The sequence below is a fragment of the Bacillus sp. S4 genome (genome assembly GCF_040838205.1).
GTDB classification, from domain to species: Bacteria; Bacillota; Bacilli; order Bacillales; family Bacillaceae_G; genus Bacillus_A; species Bacillus_A cereus_U.
Window position 1 is genome coordinate 1 of the sequence record NZ_JBFPJI010000035.1, and the last position, 20,426, is coordinate 20,426.

Genomic DNA, 20,426 nt, shown 5'->3' on the forward strand with positions numbered 1-20,426 from the left:
AATAATCAGTGGGGGATGAACAAAACCCCCACTGATTAAAGTTTCACTTTATATAAAGAGCGAGAGGAAGAGCTATGACAAAAGTGCATCAGCGATTAATTTCCATTTTAGAGGAGTTTTTAGAAGAGAAATCGATGTTAAATCGAGCTTTTTTAGCGAGCCGTTTACATGTATCAACGAAGACGATTCAAAAGGATATAAAATTATTAAATGATATATTGGAAGAACACGGAGCGAAAATTGAATCACAAAGGGGGAATGGGTACGAACTAGAAATTATACAAACTAAGAAGTTTGAAGATTTTTGCTTAAATGTATTTCAAAAACAGACGGAAAAGATTCCAACTTCTTATGAAGAAAGAGTAGCTTATATTTTACAACGTATTTTAACGACAGATGGGTATATGAAGCTTTCACAGCTAGCGGAAGAGATTTATGTGAGCAAATCTACTGTAAACTTAATTATGAAAGATGTTACGGATATTTGTAGTCGCTATGAGTTACAAATTGAAAAAAGACCATATTATGGTATACGTATTGTGGGAGAAGAATTTAATATTCGTTCTTGTTTATCACAATATGGTTTACCGCGGTATGACCATACTCCGTTTCATGAGAACTATGAGCAGACGGACACGTATTTATCGTTACCCCATATTTCTCTCATCCGCTCAGTTATACTAAAGTATATCGAGGGAGGAACGATATATTTATCAGATATAGAAATTGATAATTTATCAATTCATATTGCGATTGCTTTAAAGAGATGCAGGGATGATCATTACATTCAAGCACTGCATGTAGAGGAATCTGAACTTATAATAAAGAAAGAATATAAAATTGCGAAACAGATTTTAGGGAATTTAGGGGAAGAGCTAAAACTTCAATTTCCAGAAGAAGAAATTTTATATGTGACGATGCATTTATTAAGTACTGCTGTTATAGCAAGAGAGCGCTATGAAAATGTGGAAGAGCTATTAGGGAAAGATGTATATGCATTCATGCAGCATATTCTTTTCAAAGTAGCGGAAGAACGGAATCTTACTTTTTATTATGATGAAGAATTATTATTTGGTTTTGGTGTTCATTTAAAAACATTATTAAATCGTTTGAAATATAAATTAAATACGAGAAATCCTCTTTTAGCAGAAGTGAAAAAAAATTATCCATATGCTTTTGAAATTGCAGTTCTCGTTGGAGATATAATTGGTGAATATACGGGTGAATCCATTCCAGAGAGTGAAATTGGTTATATTGCCATTCACTTTGGAGGGGCGATGAGCCGTTTACAAGAAAATAATCAAAAGAAAAGATGTTTATTAGTTTGTGCGACTGGTCAAGGGAGTGCACAGCTACTGAAATATAAAATTCTATCACAGTTTCGAGATAAATTAGAGATTGTAGGTATTACAGGCTATTATCAATTGAAAGTAGAAGACCTTTATAAAGATAAAGTAGATTGTATTATTAGTACGATTCATATACCGAGTGGTTTGCCTGTGCCAGTTATAAAAGTGAATTCAATATTTGATGATAAAGAGATTAAATCGATTGGTCAGCAGTTATTTACGCATGTGAATAATAGTGTGCAGCAATATATTAAGGAAGATTTGATCTTCTTAAATCGTAGTGCTTCTACGAAAGAAGAGGTTATCCAGTTTTTATGTGAGAAAGCTGCTGCGAAAAGTTATGTACCCGCAAACTTTTATGCTTCTGTTATGGAGAGAGAGAACACATCTCCTACAGCGGTTGGGAATTTAGTTGCGATTCCACACCCGATGCAGTTATTAAGTGAGCAAACATTTTTGATGTTTTGTACACTTGAAAAGGCTGTTGACTGGGGAGATAAGAAAGTACAAGTTATTATTTTATTTAGTGTGAAGCACAATAATAATGAAGATTTACAAAAGCTTTATGATTTTTTATATGATATTATGTCTAGCCAGAATACGATAGAGAAATTAACTCAGGCTGAAGTAATTGAAGATTTCCAAGAGATATTATTATCTTTATAAGAAAAGTATATAAAAACTTCCGTTACATAACGGAAGTTTTTTATGTTTAATTGTATGCGTTTTCATAATAAGATAAGAATATAGAAAAAACATAGCTTGGAGGAATTTTAAATGACTGATATGCAAACTCCATTTGCATTAATTTTACATGGTGGCAACGCTAGAAGCGCGGCACTTGAAGCGATCGCTTTTGCAAGACAAGGAGATTTTCAGAATGCGAGTGAAAAGATGGAACTTGCTAGTGAGGAAATATCATCCGCTCATCGTATTCAAACGGATTTAATTCAAGAGGAAGCAAGAGGAAACCATGCAGAAATAAGTTTATTATTAGTGCATGCACAAGATCATTTAATGAATGCCATTACAGTGAAAGAACTTGCTGAGGAATTTATTACTCTTCATAAACGAGTGGAAGAGAAAGTGACAGTATAATATGTACATTTTATTATGTTGTGCAGCAGGCATGTCAACGAGTATGGTTGTAAGAAAAATGCAAGAAGAGGCAAAGAAACAAGGGAAGGATTATAAAATTAAAGCAGTCGATTCGGAACTTGTGAAACTGGAAATAAAAAATGCTGATGTTGTTTTAATTGGACCACAGGTGAAGTATTTGTTTCCAGCGATAGAGTTTCTTGCGAAGTCATATGATATACCAGTTGCAATTATAGAACAACGAGATTATGGCATGTGTGATGGTTTGAAAGTACTTAAGCAAGCTGAACAGTTAGTTTTAGCGTAATTATATTTTTTTAAATATAAACATTATAATGTTATAACTTTTGTTTTCGACAGATTGAACATAGGGAGGGTTATCGATGAATGGTTTTATGAGTTTTATGGAACAGAAGATTATGCCGACAACGCAAAAGATTGCGGGGCAACGACATTTATTAGCAATTCGGAATGGAGTTATTTCTACATTACCGTTAACGATTGTCGGGTCATTTTTCGTTATCTTTTTAAATTTACCAATTGATGCATATATGGAGTGGATTGCACCGTTTCGCCATATTTTAGATATTCCATTCCGATTTACAGTAGGTTTAATGGCTTTATACGCAGCATTTGGGGTAGGGGCCTCACTCGCGAACTTTTATCAGCTCAATCAGTTAAGTGCAGGATTATTATCTGTACTCGCCTTCTTACTAGCATCAGTTGAACCAATTCAAATAACAAAAGCTGTACCAGGTGTTATTGATGCAGGAAGATATATTTCAGTAGGGACATTAAGTGCTACGTCTTTATTTGGAGCTATTGTGACAGCATTAATTGCAGTTGAAATTTATCATTTCATGATTAAGCATAATATCTCGATTAAATTACCAGATAGTGTACCACCAGCAGTTGCAAATTCATTTGCAGCATTAATTCCAACTTTAGTAGTTATTCTTTTATTCTGGGGTATTCGTTACGGTTTGAAATTTGATGTAAATACAACGATCACATATTTAATTGCACCATTAAAGTCAGTATTAGTAGGGAATAATTTATTCGGTGGTTTATTAACAGTATTCCTAATCGTATTCTTCTGGTCGTTCGGTATACATGGTCCAGCGATTTTAGGACCAATCATTCGTCCGATGTGGGATTCAGCAATTCTTGAAAATATGGAAGTATTCACGGCTACAGGAAATGCACATCAATTACCAAACTTATTTACAGAGCAATTTATTCAATGGTTCGTATGGATTGGTGGATCAGGCTCAACGTTAGCTTTAGTAATTATGTTTATGTTCTCTAAATCTAAGTTCCTAAAAGAGTTAGGTAGATTATCATTCGTACCAGGTTTATTCAATATTAACGAGCCAATTATTTTCGGGGCACCAATTGTAATGAATCCAATTTTAATTATTCCGTTCGTTATTACACCGTTAGTTACAACGACAGTATCATATTTCGCAGTTGTTTCAGGTATGATTCCATTGATGATGGCGAAGCTGCCATTTACGATGTTAGCGCCAATTGCAGCTATTATTAGTACGGACTGGACAATTATGGCTGGTGTACTTGTACTTATTAACTTTGTTATCTCATTCGTTATTTACTATCCATTCTTCAAAATGTATGAGAAACAACAATTAGCAGGAGAGGAGAAAACAGAATGCTCGGAGCAATTATCATCTTAATTACATTCGTAGCAGGGCAGTGCATTGCGCATTATTCAAAATGGGTACAAAGTAAATCGTTATTAGTTTTACTACTTGTGTCGATATTGTTTATCGGATGTTCAATGGGAGCTTATGTAGCATTTAGCTTACAATCACCATTCTTTATTATCGTACCAACGATTTTATGTGCAACATGTTTATCTGCAAAATATAGATTTACGAGCATGGCATTAATACAACGTGTGAAGGAGATGCAAAAGCATGGAGCGTAAATTAGGAATTTCACTTTATCCAGAGCATTCAACGAAAGAAAAAGATATGGCATACATTTCAGCAGCGGCACGTCACGGTTTTTCAAGAATATTCACTTGTTTACTATCTGTTAATCGTCCGAAAGAGGAAATCGTAGCTGAATTTAAAGAAATTATTGGACATGCAAAAGAGCACGATATGGAAGTTATTTTAGATGTAGCTCCGGCTGTATTCGATCAACTTGGTATTAGTTATAGTGATCTATCATTCTTTGCAGAGATGGGTGCAGACGGTATTCGTTTAGATATAGGGTTTGACGGATTAACTGAAGCAAAAATGACGAATAATCCGTACGATTTAAAAATTGAGTTAAACGTAAGTAATGATATTGCCTATTTAGAAAATATCCTTTCGCATCAGGCGAATAAATCAGCTTTAATTGGTTGCCATAACTTCTATCCGCAAAAATTTACTGGTCTTCCGTACGACTATTTCATTCGCTGTAGTGAACGTTTTAAAAAGCACGGAATTCGCAGTGCAGCCTTTATTACGTCACATGCTGCTAACATCGGTCCATGGGATATTAACGACGGATTATGTACATTAGAAGAGCATCGTAATCTTCCAATTGAAGTACAAGCGAAACATTTATGGGCAACAGGGCTAATCGATGATGTCATTATCGGAAATGCTTATGCGAGCGAAGAAGAGTTAGAGAAACTAGGAAACTTAAATCGTTACATGTTGCAGCTGAAAGTACAATTTGTAGATGAAGCGACTGAAGTAGAGAAGAGAGCGACTCTGCAAGAATTACACGTAAGACGCGGCGACATAACAGAATATATGGTACGTTCTACAGAAGTACGTAAAAAGTACAAAGACTATGACTTCCCAGTACGCGAAAGTGTACTGCAGGAAAGAGGGCAAGTGGTGATTGGTAATAACCTATTCGGAAAGTATAAAGGTGAGCTACAAATCATTTTGAAAGAAATGCCGATAGATGAACGGAAAAATATTGTCGGTACGATTGCTGAAGAGGAGTTGTTCTTACTAGATTATGTAGGGGCTTGGACGCAGTTTACTTGTGTGGAATAGGGAAGACAAGGAATGTAAGAATCATAAAAAAAGAGTCAGCCTCAACGTTGAGACTGACTCTTTTTTATATAGTAATTAGTTTAAAACTTTCACTGTAACTGTTTTACGTCCCCAGTTACTTGATGTACCTTTATCTGGCATTAAAACGTCAATTTTATTTCCTTTAATAGCTCCACCAGTATCACCAGCGATTGCTACTCCGTAACCTTCAACCCATACTTTTGAACCTAATGGAATTACACTTGGATCAACTGCAATAAGTTTCATGTTTGGATTAGCTGTTAAGTTATGGCCTAAAGCTGATTTTACTTGGTCGCCTGCTTTATAACCATTTTCAAGTGGATCTGCTGTGTAAGCTGTTGCTACAACTTGGAACTCGCGAGAAGAAGATTGTGTGTTTTTCTCAGTTTCTTTTGCAACAGGTTGTTGTGTAGCTGGTTTTTGAGCCTTATTAGCCGCTTCACGATCAGCTGCCTCTTGAACCTTAGCTGCTTTACGAGCTTCAGCTGCTGCCTCTTGAGCCTTAGCTGCTTCACGAGCTTCAGCATCTGCCTGAGCTTTAGCCGCTTCACGAGCTTTAGCTGCTTCTTGAGCTTTAGCCGCTGCTTGAGCTTCAGCTGCTTCCTGAGCTTTAGCTGCTTCACGAGCTTCAGCTGCTTCTTGAGCTTTAGCTTCTGCTTGAGCTTCAGCATCTGCCTGAGCTTTAGTTTCTGCTTGAGCCTTAGCTGCTTCACGAGCTTTAGCTGCTTCCTGAGCTTTAACTTCTGCTTGAGCTTCAGCTGCTTCACGAGCTTTAGTTGCTTCTTGAGCTTTAGCTTTTGCTTGAGTTTCAGCTACTTCTCCAGCTTTAACTGCTTCACGAACTTTAGCTGTGTCTTGAACTTTAATTGCTTTTTCAACTTTAACTGCTGGTTGAACTTTAACTGGTGCTTTACCTGTTAAGTAAGGAACATGAACATAAGCTGTTTTTCCGTTATATTCAAATTGAATCCAGTCATTTTGCACTTCGTGTGTTGTTTCGATTACATCATCTTGTTTCAACTTACCAAGAATTTCTGAGTCTGTGTTTGCACCAGCACGTACGTTTAATACGTTTGCTGTTACGTAGTAAGTATCTTTTGTGTAGTCAGCGCTTATGAAAGCCTCTTTACCACTATTTAATTTAACTTTTGACCATCCGTTTTCTGTATGTAAAACGTTAACTTTATATCCATCTAATAACTTTCCGACAACTTGTGATTCAGTAGTTGGGTTTTCTCGTACATTTAGTACATCAGTCGTTACGATTGTTTCTGCTTTAGCAGATGTTGTGAAAATCCCAAGACCAAAAACCGCTGCTGTTGCTATACCCATAAATTTTTTCATAATAGCCTCCATTGCATTTGTTTTCGTTGACCTCATTATAGCAACCATTATTTTCTTATTTGCGGAAAACACAAAACTACAAAGCATTCGTAACGAGGCATTAATATTCTGTAATAATTCCATTAATATCCTGATAGCGTTTTCTTCTCGGTTTTTAGGGGGTTAGAACATAGTATTCATAAAATCAATACTATTTTAATTACTAATAGATTAATAATGTATCAGTAGAGTTACACTGGTATTTCTGTAACGTTACGAAATAGGGGTGTTTAACTGTTTAAATTGCAATTTAGTTATAAAAATATAATTTTTTTGTGTGTGAAGTCATATATATAGGGTGAATTTTAATGAAATAGAGATATAATTGTTACAAAATAAGTTGTAGTATGGAAAAAATTACGCCTTGAATTTGTTCTTTTACATATTATTTTTGTAATAATAGGATTGCTTGATAGCTTTCGCGAGAAATGAAAGTTTAAATGATAAAAAGATATTAGTAACATGAAACATATATAATAGAAGAAACATGATTTAAAGGGACGATATCGTTATGAATTGGTTCACGAATTGCAGTAGAATTATCCCGCTATTTGTGGGCAGTAAAACTCCCACCTCAAAATTTGGCTGGAGCAAAGAAGTTAGGTGGGAGACTAACTGCCCGTAAACGCCCGATTGGTGAAGGCTAATACTCAGAGGGGGATGAACAAAACTCCCACTGAGTATAGTTTTACTTTATATAATAGAAGTTAGAGGTTCTTATTTTTGTCAAAACGTCGATAAAATTACATTTGCCTTCAATAAAATAAAAAACGTAGGAATGTAAACTCCTACGTTTTTTATTTACTCATATCGTAAACATTCAATTGGATCAAGTTTAGCAGCTTTGTTAGCTGGTAGTAGTCCGAATGCAATACCGATTAGCATTGAGATACCTACTGAAAGAAGTCCAAGTTCTTTTGAGATAACGAGTGGCCATCCGGCAAAGATTGAGACGATCCAAGCGAAGAAGATACCGAGCATGAATCCGATGAAACCACCGAGTCCTGTTAAAATACAAGATTCAATTAAGAATTGCGTTAATACTTTACCGCGCGTTGCACCAAGTGCTTTACGAATACCGATCTCACGTGTACGTTCTGTTACAGATACAAGCATGATATTCATTACACCGATACCACCAACAAGTAAGGAGATAGCAGCGATACCACCGAATACCATTTTCATCATACCGATTGATTCATCTAGTTGCTTCGTAAATTCACCCATATCTTGAGCTTCGAATTTATGCTCAAATTTAGGAGCTTTCATTTCGTTTAGAACAGAAGCGGCTTGTTTTTCTACACTTTTACGTTCTGCTGGCGAAGTTAATATTAATCTTACAGAGTCATACTCAGTTACTCCTGAGATTACAGGAGCGTTTTCAAGTGATGTATAGCCTTCTGACATCGCCATTCCGAAATCATTTTTCGTTTCATACACACCGACTACTTTATATGGCTTTCCTTTTATGTCAGTGTATAAATTTGATTCCCAGCCGTTAAATAATTTATTGAAAGCTTCTTCATTTAAAATAACAGCAGGGATTGCTTGCTTTAATTCACTATCATTTAATTCACGACCGTGAACTAATTTTATTTTCGCATCTGTCATGAAGGCGCCTGTTCCACCTTTTAAATCAAGAGAGACATCCTTTGAACCAGAAGATGCTTTTACTTTCATACTTACATCTGGATAAACATCTTTAACGCCTGGTACAGTTTGAAGACGTTTTAACATATCAGGTGTGATTTTGGCACTATCAGTTCCATAATCAGGGTTGTTGTAGTAAATCGTTACTTCAGTATCTTTTCCTTGGCCTAACTCTTTTTTAAACTTTGCGTTTGTACCATCACCCATTGAAATGATAGTAATAATGGCACTAATACCAATAATAATACCTAACATCGTTAATATAGAACGCATTTTATGAGCAAAGATAGAGGAAAGGGCCATGCGTATATTTTCACTCGTGTTCAAAATTAACCTCTCCAATCTTGGACGATATTTCCGTCACGAATTACAATTTGGCGCGCTGCTGCTTCCCCGATTTCACGATCATGGGTAATCATAATGATTGTTGAGCCTTGTTCGTTTAGTTCGTAAAAGAGGTCCATAATTTGTGTGCTTGTTTTCGTATCAAGTGCACCCGTCGGTTCATCTGCTAAGAGAAATTTCGGGTTATTTACGATTGCACGTGCGACTGCGACACGCTGCTTTTGTCCACCTGACAATTCATTTGGTAAGTGAGTAGCACGATCAGCTAAACCTACTTTTGTTAAAGCTGCTAGTGAACGTTCACGTCGCTCTTTTTTATCAACACCTGCATAAATAAGAGGTAATTCAACATTTTGTAGTGCTGTAAGTCTTGGTAGTAACATAAAGTTTTGGAATATGAACCCGATCTCTTTATTACGAACGTGTGCAAGTTCGGTCTCAGACATGTTTGAAATGTTTTGACCAGCTAGTTCGTACGTACCTGTCGTTGGTTTATCTAAGCAACCGATAATGTTCATTAATGTTGATTTACCAGAACCAGATGGTCCCATAATAGAAGTGAATTCTCCTTGGTTCAGTGTTACGTCAATTCCGTGTAATATTTGAACGGATTCTGCACCGTTTTGGAAGGATTTCGTGATGCTTTTTAAGTTAATCATTCAACGACAACCTCCATACCATCTTTTAAGTCTTTTTCAGGTTTAGAGATAATTTGCTCTCCTTTTTTCACTCCAGAAACTTTTGCTTCGCTATCTGTCTCGAATTCAACAGTAACCGCTTGTTCTTTCGCTTTACCATCTTTTACAACGAAGACAACATTTTTGTCACCTTTTTTCACAATACTGCTTTTCGGAACAATCGTACCAGTTGCTTCGCCAGATTTACTTGTTACGTAAACGTGGAAGCCGTTTTGTAATTCTTCACTATTATCTAATGTGACAGTGAATTGATAGTTAGAAACAGTTTTATTTTCGTCCATGCTCTTTAATGGTGTAGAACCGATTTCTGTTACTTTCCCTGTCCAAGTCTTACCAGCGACCGTTTTTGATGAAACAGTTACTTCTTGCCCAACCTTCATACTAGCAAGTTCATATTCAGAAAGTTGACCTTTTACTTTAAATTGACCAGCGTGACGAAGAGTAATGCCACTCATACCTGTTTTTTCATCAGCAGTTTTTACGATATCGTCAATTACACCATCAGCAGGGCTTGTTACAGAAAGTGTGTTTACTTTCTCTTTTGCTGCTTTAATCATTTCATCAGCTTTTTCTACTTCAAACTTCTTCATTTCAAGTTGTGATTCTAATTGTTGCACTTCGATTTCCGATGCTTTTAATGCTTCCTGAGGAAGGCCGGCATTTTTATCTTTTTGTAATTTTTGTTTCGCTGCATCAATTTGTTTTTGATATAATGTTACTTCTTTTTGTGCGATTTTCTTCTGCATTTCTGCTTCCGTTACACCTTGTTTAGCGGTAGGGTCATTATATTTAAACAGAAGCTGACCTTTTTTTACTTCATCACCTTTTTTAACAGCTAATTCATACGTACCTTTTGTTGGATCGAATGAAATTGTTTCAATTCCATTTGGAATAACTTCGCCGCCAAATTTTTGTGCATTTTCAATTTGTTTTTCCGTAACTTTATAACCGCCATATGCCATTGCTACTTCTGAACTACCGCCAGCTAAAGCAAAATATGATCCAGCTGCAATTCCGATTGCTACTACACTAGTAATTAACACTTTATTTTTCTTCTTCATCTATTTATCACCTTTTCGTTCGTTTTAGTATCTACATTAAGTATAGAAGAGGTGAAGAATCTGACAAATCGTTTTAGCTTACAATAACCTTACAGTTTTGTAAGGTATGGATATGCAAATGTAAGGTAGAGGTTGTCCTAGTGAAACTTATGCTTTAAGCAGATGAATTGACTCGTTGTTACTTTCTTACAATAATATTGTATGAAGGAGAGGAGGAAGGAAGATGGAAGCTTATTTTAGTGCGTATCCATTAAAACCATTTATTCCATACTCAAGACAACATGCCATTATATTATTTATTGTGTTGGTGGGGATAATTTTTCTGTATCAATACCAAGATGTATTACGTCAAAGTGAGTGGAATATAACGGTTCGATATGCGATTGCATTTCTATTTGTAGGAAGTGAGATTGGACTTCATATGTGGGAATGGAAAGCGGGTATTTTTGAGCTAGGCACTTCATTACCATTTGAGTTATGTACGATAAGTTTATTGTTAGCATCGATTATGATTGTAACGAAAAGTTATAGAATATATGAGATTGTGTTTTTTACAGGAATTATCGGTGCATCACAAGCTATTTTAACGCCAAACTTGCAATACGCTTTTCCACATTTTCGCTTTATAGAATTCTTCATTGCACATGTATTACTCATTTGGGCACCGCTCTTTATGACGTGGGTAGAAGGATATAGACCTACCTTGCAATCGATTAAGCGTACGATGATATTTTTAAACATAGTAATTCCAATAGTTTCATTTGTGAATTATAAAACGGGTGGCAATTATATGTTTTTAGCTCATAAGCCAGAAACAGCTTCATTACTCGATATGTTAGGGCCGCATCCTTACTATATTATTTCATTAGAAATTGCGGCGCTTATTGGATGTTTCATTTTGTATATGCCGTTTGCGAAAAGAGAAGAGCATGTGCATAAAGAGTCGCTAGGATCATAACCTAGCGATTTTTTATTTTATAAATATTTACAATTCAGAAAATTAAGAATAAAATTAGAGGGAAAATTACATATAGAGAGAAGGGAAAACGTGGTCAAAAAAGTTTTTCTGAATGGAATGGAAGTGACGATTCAATTTATTATTTCGATTTTGGGTATTATTTGTTTAGGGGCATTGCCGAAATTATTTTATGGATTTGAGCTGCGTGCATCAACGTACATAAAGAGTTTAAAAGAAGTGTTTGTGAACTTAATGGACATCTCCAATTTGCAATATGTGAGAGATAAATTTTTATTCCCACAGTTGTTTGTCCATTATAAAGAAACAATTGTTATTTTTTTAGCTGCTTTTTTTATTTCATTATTTGTAGCATTTTGTATTGTTTATGTGATTATGAGTAGTTCACCGCGTATACAACATCGAATTAAATCATTTCTCATCCTCCTAGAATCCATTCCAGACATTCTTCTTATTTTAGGATCACAAATTTTAGTTATATGGTTTTTTAAACAAACAGGTTTTTTACCTTTTCAAATTGCGTCAATCGGAGGCGAGTCGATTAGAGGATTGCCAATATTTTGTTTGAGTATACCGACTACGATTATGTTTGTAAAAATGTTAGTGCTTCGTTTTGAAAATGAGCTAGAAAAAGATTATGTACTATTTGCTAAGGCGAAAGGGCTGGATCGTTTTCATATTTTAAATCGTCATATTTTACGAAATGTGTTGCTTAGTACACTTTTCTTTGCGAAAACGAATGTTTTTTTTATGTTATCTAATTTATATATTATAGAATGGATTTTTAATACGGGTGGTATTTTTATGTTTTTGAAATCGTATGAGGGTATTAGGGTTGAGGTTTTCATCGTTAGTGTGCTGCTTATTTATATTCCAATTTTTATTTTATTTAAATTGTTTCATTACCTCATTCCAGCTGCGATGAAGGAGAGATTATAATATGTGGACGTATATAAAACGCGATAAAAGGTTTTGGATAAGCATTGGGTTTCTTCTCATATTAGTTCTTTTGAGCATCGGAAATATGATATGGAATGATGGACAGATTAAAAAAGTTACACTGCAATATGATGCGTCAGGAAACCCAGAAGTGCCACCATTTTCACCTTCATTACAATTTTTACTCGGGACAGACCGGAAAGGATATGACCTTTTACATTTAGTCATTGAAGGCGCGAAGTGGACGATTGGTATATCTATTTTAATTGCGGCACTTAGAATGGTAATAGGTGTGTTTTTCGGTGTTGTACTCGGAACATATATAAAAAGAGGCTTTTCAAAGATTGAGGCTTTTTTTGATAGTTTCACAGTTATTCCGACGGTTATGATTGCGTATTTCTTTCTTCAATCTGTGAATAGATTTGGAAGTGGAGAGGAAACAACAACTTTTTTTGAAAGGGCTTCGTTTCAAGTTGTATTACTTGTAATGCTTGTGATGCCAGTTATTGCACTGTATGTTGCGAAGGAAGTTCGTAAATTACAAACGGAAGAATTTATTGATGCCGCGCGCATATTAGGTGGATCAAGAAGACATATTGTTATAAAGCATCTTTTTCCGCACCTATATATGACGTTTATACTTGTATTTCTTCAGCAGTTTACGCAGACTCTTACTATTTTACTGCACTTAGGGTTACTGGAAGTATTCTTTGGCGGAACTGTTAAGTTTTTAGGCCCGGTAGAAGAAATAGACTCTTACACACATGAATGGTCAGGTTTAATTGGAGTTTATTTTAGATCATTAACAGTGCATCCATGGATTCCTCTCGTTCCAATTACATTTTTTGGACTTACTATCTTTTCAGGAAATATGATTGTGAAAAGCATAGAAGAAGCGATGATGAAAGTAAGGTTAGGCGGTGAGATAAAGAAGACAGATGTAGAAAAGGAACAACCTGCTGTGCAGTCAAAAGAAGAGCTATTTACTTTTAAACATACGATGTGAAAATAAAAAAGAAGCAAGCATAATCAATGCTTGCTTCTTTCTATTTTGTAGAAACTTCACCTTCAGCTTCTGTTTGCGGAATAAAGTATCCGATTATACCACCGATTATTGCCGGAACGATCCAGCCGATTCCTAAGTTATAAAAAGGAATCGTGTGTACGATATTAGCGATAAAGTTTGGAATCATTCCCACATTATCAAGTGCATGAATACAGCTAATAATGAATGCCGCGATCATCGCTCCGATATAGACAGAAGGTTTACGTTTCGTATATTTATCAATAAATGATACGAAAATTAAAATGATGGTAATTGGATATAAAATAATTAATACAGGTAATGTAATTTTAATTAATAAGCTTAAGCCTAAGTTTGAAATGATGAAGCTAAATATACAAACGTATAGTACAAGCTTTTTATATGAAATATTTGTTAGCACTGTTGTGAAATAGTTGGCGAATGCACTTACAACACCGATTGCAGTCGTTAAACAAGCAAAGATAATTGCGATACTTAATAAAACATTCCCGCTTGTCCCAAAGAATTGATACATAACAGTAGCTAATAGCTGACCGCCGTTTTCAAATTGTCCTAAGTTTCCGTTTGAAGCGCCAATATAACCGAGTAAGAAATAAACAATTGTTAAGAAAAGGGCAGCAATGCTTCCGCAAATAATTGTATATTTCGCAATGGATTTCTTATCTTGTATACCGTTTTGGCGAATTGCATTTACAACAATTGTTGATAATACGAGAGCTCCGATTGCATCTAATGTTAAAAAGCCTTCGAGAAATCCTTTGAAAAATGGGATTTCTTTATAGTCACCAACAGGTTCTGCGAACGATCCTGGTGAAAGAATCGCCTTTGTTGCCATAATTGCAATAATTCCAAGTAAAATTGGCGTTAATATTTTTCCGATATGATCTACTAGTTTGGATGGATTTAATGATAAGAAGTAGACGACTGTAAAGAAAATCGCACTAAAGACTAACATAGAGTACCATTGATCCGGGAAGAGTGGTGCGATTCCAATTTCGTAAGATACAGTTCCAGTTCGTGGAATAACAAATAGTGGGCCGATTGAAAGATAAATAATGATAGCGAATACTGCTGCGAATTTTGGATGAACACGGCTTGCTAAAGTATTAAAACTACCACCAGCAAGGGCAACAGCCACGATAGCTAGTAAAGATAAACCGACGTCCGTAATAATAAATCCTGTAATGGAAACCCACATATTTTCTCCGGAAGAAAGACCAAGAAGGGGCGGGAAAATCATATTACCAGCACCGAAGAAAACTGCGAATAGTAGTAAACTAATCGAAAGTATTTGCGCTGGTTTTAAAGTTGTACGCATATAAAGAAAATCCTCCTAATGAGTGTTTTTGTCGAAAATTCAAATAATTTGTCGAGTAACTGTTATTATTTTAAAGGTCTGATGACTAGAAAGCAAGAGGGAATTTTAAAAATATTTTAAAATAATGCGTAAAATTGAATAAATATACTATTTGTATGTTAATGAAGGAAGGATTTGACTTTTAACGTAAAAAAACACATATCGCTAGGATATGTGTATTAAAAATAAATTTGCCTATCACGTTCTTCTTTTAAAATTTCTACAGCCTCTCGGAAACGTTGAGAATGGACAATTTCTCGTTCGCGTAAAAAGCGTAAGCTATCATTTATATCGGGATCGTCTGATAAATCAATTAGCCATTGATAAGTCGCTCGTGCTTTTTCTTCAGCTGCAATATCCTCGTATAAATCTGCGATAGGATCTCCTTTCGCTTGAATGTAAGTGGCAGTAAAAGGAACACCACCTGCATTATGATAAAACAAAGCGCTGTCATGATTCGCATAATGCGCGTCTAATCCGGCAGCTTTCATTTGTTCAGGTGTTGCATCTTTTGTTAATTTATAAATCATTGTAGCAATCATTTCTAAATGGGCGAACTCTTCTGTACCAATATCAGTTAGTAAGCCAACGACTTTGTCAGGAATAGTATAACGCTGATTTAAGTAGCGAAGAGCAGCAGCTAGTTCGCCGTCCGCACCACCGTACTGTTCAACTAATAATCTTGCGAGTGCTGGATTACAAGTACTCACTTTAACAGGATATTGTAATTTTTTTTCATAAATCCACATAGTTTCTCTCCTTTATCCCGCTATTTGCGGGCAGTAAGACTCCCCCCTCAAAATTCGGCTGGAGCAAAGAAGTTGGGTGGAAGCCCTGCTGCCCGTAAACGCTCGATTGGTGAAGGCTAATAATCAGTGGGGGATGAACAAAACCCCCACTGATTAAAGTTTCACTTTATATTTGCCATGGCCAAGGGCCTTTGCTCCATTCCCATGGAGCGTTAGAATAACTGTTTCCAAACTGCTGAAGTGGTCCGTATCTTTCTTCAATTTTTTGTTTTAATACTCTTCGTTTATAAGAAAAATCGTTGAATTGATTTATAGCTGCAGTATCCTCGGGATGCGTATCTAAATAGAGAGTAAGTTCAACTAATACAAAGTCTAATTCTTGCAGCTCTTCAATCCATTTGTAATATTCATCAGGCAATGTTTGTGTCACGTTTTTATTCACCGTCCTTTTTTGTAAGGATTTTCATAATAATCATAAAAAGCAGGCCATAAAGTCCCTTTTCTTAAAGCTTCTTTTGGTGTGAATTGGGGTAAATTAGTTGGTTGAAAACCCATATATAAGTGCGGGGGAGTTGAATAATATTTCTTTCCAATTGGAGGACAAGGATCGTTTGGACCATGATAAGGTATGTAGGATTTCATGAATTTATCCATGTTACAACCCTCCTTTATAAATGAAATATCCATTACTATGTATTGTATTCGTACATAATTGTAAATTATGACTCATATAGAAAACTAATAGAGACAGGGGGAGTTGAGGATGGAAGGCATTACAATATGTATCGTATTAGAATCAAAAAATTTAAAGGAAACATTGTATTTTTATGAAGGGATTTTAGGCTTTAAACCAAGCAAGGAGAGACCTCAACTACATGTAACAGGTGTTTGGTATGATATTGGTTCAACGAGAATTTGTTTTGTGGTAAATCGGAATTTACGAGGGCGAGAGAAGGTTGCTAATTCTTCGTGTGAATTAATAACCTTTTCAATTCTTGATATGGAAAAAGTAAAGAGAAAATTACAGTTTTACAAAATATCTTTTGCGGAAGAACAGCATGCGGATGGGGTGGTAATTACTCTTTATGATCCAGATTGCTATAAGCTTCAAATTTCATCAGAGGCATGAGTAACCATAGGGGGGATAGCGTGGATAGAATGTATGAAGAAAGCGCACTGTTTGAACATAAATTTTGGCTCAAAGTTCTCGGGGATCATGCTCAGTTTTTACTAGATGCTTTAGCTCCACAGGAGAAAGAAGATATACAGAAAGCCACCTATTTTGTAGGGAAATTCACGAACTTTTTAAATGAAATTCATACTGTAAATTTTATTGCATTTTCAAAAGATGCAGAACAAGCTGCAGAGGAGATTCGAGCATTTAAATTAAATATTATACAAAAGCAATTGGAAGGTAAAATTGTAATTCATTTTACTCCGACTTTTATTAATCATATGGTAAATGAAGTGGAGGAATATATAACAGTATTAGAATACTTAGGGAGGGGAGAAGTCCCGCCCATTTTTCATGAACTACACTATCATCTCGCGTGGTTAACGGATGCAGCAGGGCATGCTGGTTCTATTTCAGGTGGATTAGATGTTGTGGAAAAAAGATTGAAGGAGAAAAGTGATTTGTTTGCTAAACATTTTGAACAATTTTATTTAAAAGCAGTTGAAATGACAGGTTATTTACGGGCAGAACTGAAACATTTTCCAGCTTTGAAGAAGTTTACAAAAGACGTTTCACTAGAGCTAAAGTTATTCTCGCATTTCCTTCGAGAAGTAGAAGAATTAGAGTTGTCTGAGCAAATATTAAGTTCATTATCAGCCAGGATGGCGGATCATATGGCGAGGGAGGAGTGTTACTATTTATTGAAGTTAGCACAATCCTCAGGGTTAGAGATACCGAAATGTAATCCGCTTTAAAAATAGATTGTAGGGAAGACTAAGTAGACAAATTGTAACAGTGATAGAGGTATGCGAACAGGTTTCATTATGAAAAAAATATTGACAAGCCCCTCCAAATATCTTAATGTGATTGTATAAAATTGTGTATCTAAAGGGGAGTAACTTATTACAGTAAAGTCGTCATTACAGGGAGAAACCCTCGGCTTTATTGGCAACGTTTTGTTGTTAGTGAGACCTTTACCAGCAATGGTAAAGGCCCCTTATTGTCTTTTTTAGGACCCTTACCATATTTGGTAGGGTCCTTTTTGTATACAAAGAGAGGAGCTAGAAAATGAAAAAACTTTTTAGTAGATTAAGAGTTGTATTTCATGTCCGCCGTTTTGTTCCATTCTTATTTGACTTTTTTACTTCAAAAGAGGTTTCCATAAAGAAGAAAATTTTATCTATTGCTTTTTTAGTTGGGTATGTTGCGATGCCACTCGACTTCATTCCAGACTTCTTGCCGTTTATTGGTATTTTAGATGATATTGGAATTGTGTTATTCATTTTGAATCGAATCGTAAAGATGGCACCAGTTCAATTGCAAGAAAAGCATAATATAAATATAGGATAGGGGTTAAAAGTATGGAGCAAATTATTTTAGATATAATTGAGTATTTAAAGCAGTTTTCTTATTTTGGAGTTGTGTTAGCTTTAACTTTTGAGTTTATTCCAGCAGAGGTAGTTTTGCCGCTTGTTGGGTATTGGGTGTACGAGGGAGATATGAATTTTTGGCTTGCGGTGTTAGCCGGAACACTTGGTGGAACGACAGGACCATTAACGTTATATGCGCTCGGTTATTACGGCGGGCGCCCTGTATTGGTGAAATACGGTAAATATTTCTTCATTAAAGAAGAACAAATTCAAAAAGCAGATGATTTCTTTGAGAAATATGGACCGGTTGTAGCATTTGTTGGACGCTTCGTCCCGGGAGTTCGAACGCTTATTTCCATTCCATGTGGTATGGCGAAAATGAACATATGGAAATTTAGCATATATACATTTGTAGCAATGTTCCCGTTAACGACTTTGTATATTTATTTTGGAATGAAATTAGGTCCGCATTGGGAAAAAGCAGCGGGTGTTGTTGGACAATATATGTTACCTATATTAGTGGTCGTTCTTATTGTTGTAGGTAGTATCTTTATCTATAAATTTATGAAAAAACGAAACAAAACTGAATCTATCTAGTCATTAGCGCTATGGTTTGATTATTTTTTGAAAATAGATGAATAGTACAGGCAAAAGACTCTGAAGGACATACACATATAGGGAATATAAAAGAGAGAGGGGAAACAACTATGTCTTGTGAGTGCTCAGGGTCAGCGTTAACTTGCTGTCCAGATAAAAATTATGTGCAAGATAAAGTGTGTAGTCCGTGGTCTGCTACTGTAGCTACAACAGCAATTGATAATGTTCTCTATACAAATAATATTAACCAAAATGTAATTGGTACTGGCTTTGTTAAATATGATGTTGGACCAGGCCCAATTACTGTAGAAGCACTTGATTCTGCTGGGGCTACAATTGATACACAAACATTAAACCCAGGAACGAGTATCGCGTTTACGTATCGCCGCTTTGATAGTATACAAGTTGTGTTACCTGCAACACCTGCTGGAACGTATCAGGGAGAATTTTGTATTACGACACGCTATTCACTTTCGTAGAAGAATAGGAGAGGGTTGAAATGGGAATGAGAAGTTCCAGTTTGTCTTGTTGTACTAATAAAACACTTGTGCAAGATCAAGTATGTGCAGACTGGTCAATTACAGGTGCGGGTACTCAAATTGTATATACGAATAATCTTACACAAGAAATATACGGTTCAGGTTATGTAAAATATGATACAGGTGCGAATCCAATTACAGTGGATTTTTTAGTAGGTGCTACAGTAGTCGATACGATTACTGTACAACCGCAAAGTAGTGGTACTTTCACAGTGAGGCACTTTACTACTGTTCGAATTACAACGACGGGAACGACTGTTAATCAAGGAGAGTTTTGTATTACAGTACGTTACTCAATTTCATAACAAGGCATACCTTAAATGGTATGCTTTTTTGAATAGAGGGAGTAATGAAATATTTATTTTATAAGCAACATGTAAATTGGCAACAGTACTTGCCTTCTAAATATAGAGAAGGATTACTTTGTATATTAATAATACTGACGGATTGTAAATCCTTACCCATATAAGATATTGTATTACCAGGAAATACAGTGAAAATATTGGTTACTGCTCCGACGATTTGAATTGTAATTGCTTCGGTGCTGCTAGTACTATTGTAAACCGAGACAGTACCTGATATAAGTAGTATCCCATCACTTTGCCACAGTATCATTGATTGTGATGCACCTTTGGCAGAGGGAATGGTGTTATTAGTTATGAGGAAATTTCCTGCAAATTCATTTGTTACTAGCTCGCAATTTGGATTTGGAGGAGGGGGCGGTGGACAAGGGTCTGGGCAAATGATAGATAAAGGAGCGAAACAGCCAATATTTTTTTTGTTTTTCAATATAACCCCTCCCTTTTAATTTATCTTTTACTACTATTAAATGTAACAGCATGGCCGATGTGCTAAGAATGGACAAAAAAAATAAAATCGTGATAGTTTCATAGGCTCATACCTCGTAATAGTTTTTATAGGGAAAAGTTAGTTGTCTATTAGACAAAACGTGCTCGTATAAATGTGGCAGTTCACATAAAGATAACTGTATATTTACAAAAATGAAACAAATTTCATTTTTAGTTTAAACGAAGTTAATATACGTTCGATAC

At 35.6% G+C, this 20,426-nt stretch carries 24 protein-coding genes; 15 read left to right on the plus strand and 9 right to left on the minus strand.

Annotated elements, in window-relative coordinates:
- Positions 1-74: 74 nt before the first annotated feature.
- The 6 genes from AB3X48_RS06885 to AB3X48_RS06910 all read left to right on the plus strand — a co-directional run bounded on the left by AB3X48_RS06885 (position 75) and on the right by AB3X48_RS06910 (position 5,470).
- Positions 75-2,015, plus strand: a complete 1,941-nt coding sequence (locus AB3X48_RS06885; protein WP_016103798.1) for a BglG family transcription antiterminator — start codon at positions 75-77, stop codon at positions 2,013-2,015.
- 111 nt (positions 2,016-2,126) lie between these two features.
- Positions 2,127-2,447 (plus strand): PTS lactose/cellobiose transporter subunit IIA, encoded by a 321-nt coding sequence (locus tag AB3X48_RS06890; protein ID WP_002125414.1) that lies wholly within the window; start codon positions 2,127-2,129, stop codon positions 2,445-2,447.
- 1 nt (position 2,448) lies between these two features.
- A complete protein-coding gene (locus tag AB3X48_RS06895) occupies positions 2,449-2,754 on the plus strand; it encodes a PTS sugar transporter subunit IIB (RefSeq protein ID WP_016103799.1) in 306 nt (101 codons plus the stop codon).
- A 76-nt stretch (positions 2,755-2,830) separates the two neighbouring features.
- Entirely contained in the window at positions 2,831-4,141 is a 1,311-nt protein-coding gene (locus AB3X48_RS06900; RefSeq protein ID WP_002063903.1) for a PTS sugar transporter subunit IIC, read from the plus strand.
- Complete coding sequence (locus AB3X48_RS06905; RefSeq protein WP_002150399.1) at positions 4,117-4,395, plus strand: hypothetical protein; 279 nt, start codon at positions 4,117-4,119, stop codon at positions 4,393-4,395. Before AB3X48_RS06900 ends, AB3X48_RS06905 begins: the two co-directional genes overlap by 25 nt.
- Positions 4,385-5,470 (plus strand): DUF871 domain-containing protein, encoded by a 1,086-nt coding sequence (locus tag AB3X48_RS06910; protein WP_016103800.1) that lies wholly within the window; start codon positions 4,385-4,387, stop codon positions 5,468-5,470. The genes AB3X48_RS06905 and AB3X48_RS06910 overlap by 11 nt, the downstream gene beginning before the upstream one ends.
- A gap of 75 nt (positions 5,471-5,545) precedes the next feature.
- On the opposite strand, the gene entC is transcribed toward AB3X48_RS06910, so the two are convergent.
- The 4 genes from entC to AB3X48_RS06930 all read right to left on the minus strand — a co-directional run bounded on the left by entC (position 5,546) and on the right by AB3X48_RS06930 (position 10,628).
- Positions 5,546-6,958 (minus strand): cell wall-binding protein EntC, encoded by a 1,413-nt coding sequence (gene entC, locus AB3X48_RS06915; protein WP_016103801.1) that lies wholly within the window; start codon positions 6,956-6,958, stop codon positions 5,546-5,548.
- 717 nt (positions 6,959-7,675) lie between these two features.
- Complete coding sequence (locus tag AB3X48_RS06920; RefSeq protein ID WP_418883982.1) at positions 7,676-8,827, minus strand: ABC transporter permease; 1,152 nt, start codon at positions 8,825-8,827, stop codon at positions 7,676-7,678.
- A 26-nt stretch (positions 8,828-8,853) separates the two neighbouring features.
- Entirely contained in the window at positions 8,854-9,528 is a 675-nt protein-coding gene (locus AB3X48_RS06925) for an ABC transporter ATP-binding protein (RefSeq protein ID WP_016103803.1), read from the minus strand.
- A complete protein-coding gene (locus tag AB3X48_RS06930) occupies positions 9,525-10,628 on the minus strand; it encodes an efflux RND transporter periplasmic adaptor subunit (protein ID WP_002203346.1) in 1,104 nt (367 codons plus the stop codon). Before AB3X48_RS06930 ends, AB3X48_RS06925 begins: the two co-directional genes overlap by 4 nt.
- A gap of 223 nt (positions 10,629-10,851) precedes the next feature.
- On the opposite strand from AB3X48_RS06930, the gene AB3X48_RS06935 reads away from it, so the two are divergent.
- The 3 genes from AB3X48_RS06935 (at position 10,852) to AB3X48_RS06945 (ending at position 13,549) form a co-directional block, all read left to right on the plus strand.
- Positions 10,852-11,586, plus strand: coding sequence for a YwaF family protein (locus AB3X48_RS06935; RefSeq protein WP_199715085.1), 735 nt, complete (start codon positions 10,852-10,854; stop codon positions 11,584-11,586).
- Between the two features lie 90 nt (positions 11,587-11,676).
- Entirely contained in the window at positions 11,677-12,543 is an 867-nt protein-coding gene (locus AB3X48_RS06940) for an ABC transporter permease subunit (RefSeq protein WP_016103805.1), read from the plus strand.
- A 1-nt stretch (position 12,544) separates the two neighbouring features.
- On the plus strand, positions 12,545-13,549 hold the full coding sequence (locus AB3X48_RS06945; RefSeq protein ID WP_016103806.1) for an ABC transporter permease: 1,005 nt from the start codon (positions 12,545-12,547) through the stop codon (positions 13,547-13,549).
- A gap of 40 nt (positions 13,550-13,589) precedes the next feature.
- On the opposite strand, the gene brnQ2 is transcribed toward AB3X48_RS06945, so the two are convergent.
- The 4 genes from brnQ2 to AB3X48_RS06965 all read right to left on the minus strand — a co-directional run bounded on the left by brnQ2 (position 13,590) and on the right by AB3X48_RS06965 (position 16,348).
- Entirely contained in the window at positions 13,590-14,906 is a 1,317-nt protein-coding gene (gene brnQ2 / locus AB3X48_RS06950; RefSeq protein WP_016103807.1) for a branched-chain amino acid transport system II carrier protein BrnQ2, read from the minus strand.
- Between the two features lie 218 nt (positions 14,907-15,124).
- On the minus strand, positions 15,125-15,694 hold the full coding sequence (gene cotJC / locus AB3X48_RS06955) for a spore coat protein CotJC (RefSeq protein WP_002140479.1): 570 nt from the start codon (positions 15,692-15,694) through the stop codon (positions 15,125-15,127).
- 166 nt (positions 15,695-15,860) lie between these two features.
- Positions 15,861-16,124, minus strand: coding sequence for a spore coat protein CotJB (locus tag AB3X48_RS06960; RefSeq protein ID WP_033714627.1), 264 nt, complete (start codon positions 16,122-16,124; stop codon positions 15,861-15,863).
- A gap of 8 nt (positions 16,125-16,132) precedes the next feature.
- The gene (locus tag AB3X48_RS06965; RefSeq protein WP_000357172.1) at positions 16,133-16,348 is read right to left on the minus strand and encodes a spore coat associated protein CotJA; all 216 of its coding nucleotides are present in this window, start codon (positions 16,346-16,348) and stop codon (positions 16,133-16,135) included.
- 109 nt (positions 16,349-16,457) lie between these two features.
- Here AB3X48_RS06965 and AB3X48_RS06970 point away from each other — a divergent pair, with 109 nt between their 5' ends.
- The 6 genes from AB3X48_RS06970 to AB3X48_RS06995 all read left to right on the plus strand — a co-directional run bounded on the left by AB3X48_RS06970 (position 16,458) and on the right by AB3X48_RS06995 (position 19,679).
- Positions 16,458-16,823 carry a VOC family protein gene (locus tag AB3X48_RS06970; protein ID WP_016103809.1) on the plus strand — a complete coding sequence of 122 codons (366 nt, stop codon included), beginning with the start codon at positions 16,458-16,460 and terminating at the stop codon, positions 16,821-16,823.
- 20 nt (positions 16,824-16,843) lie between these two features.
- Positions 16,844-17,623, plus strand: a complete 780-nt coding sequence (locus tag AB3X48_RS06975) for a DUF2935 domain-containing protein (protein ID WP_033710462.1) — start codon at positions 16,844-16,846, stop codon at positions 17,621-17,623.
- A 313-nt stretch (positions 17,624-17,936) separates the two neighbouring features.
- Positions 17,937-18,218, plus strand: coding sequence for a YkvA family protein (locus tag AB3X48_RS06980; RefSeq protein ID WP_016103810.1), 282 nt, complete (start codon positions 17,937-17,939; stop codon positions 18,216-18,218).
- Between the two features lie 11 nt (positions 18,219-18,229).
- Complete coding sequence (locus AB3X48_RS06985) at positions 18,230-18,835, plus strand: DedA family protein (RefSeq protein WP_002203339.1); 606 nt, start codon at positions 18,230-18,232, stop codon at positions 18,833-18,835.
- 110 nt (positions 18,836-18,945) lie between these two features.
- A complete protein-coding gene (locus AB3X48_RS06990; RefSeq protein WP_002203338.1) occupies positions 18,946-19,314 on the plus strand; it encodes a DUF3992 domain-containing protein in 369 nt (122 codons plus the stop codon).
- Between the two features lie 20 nt (positions 19,315-19,334).
- Positions 19,335-19,679, plus strand: a complete 345-nt coding sequence (locus AB3X48_RS06995) for a DUF3992 domain-containing protein (RefSeq protein WP_002159166.1) — start codon at positions 19,335-19,337, stop codon at positions 19,677-19,679.
- A 58-nt stretch (positions 19,680-19,737) separates the two neighbouring features.
- On the opposite strand, the gene AB3X48_RS07000 is transcribed toward AB3X48_RS06995, so the two are convergent.
- Positions 19,738-20,163, minus strand: a complete 426-nt coding sequence (locus AB3X48_RS07000) for an S-Ena type endospore appendage (protein WP_002159165.1) — start codon at positions 20,161-20,163, stop codon at positions 19,738-19,740.
- Positions 20,164-20,426 lie beyond the last annotated feature (263 nt).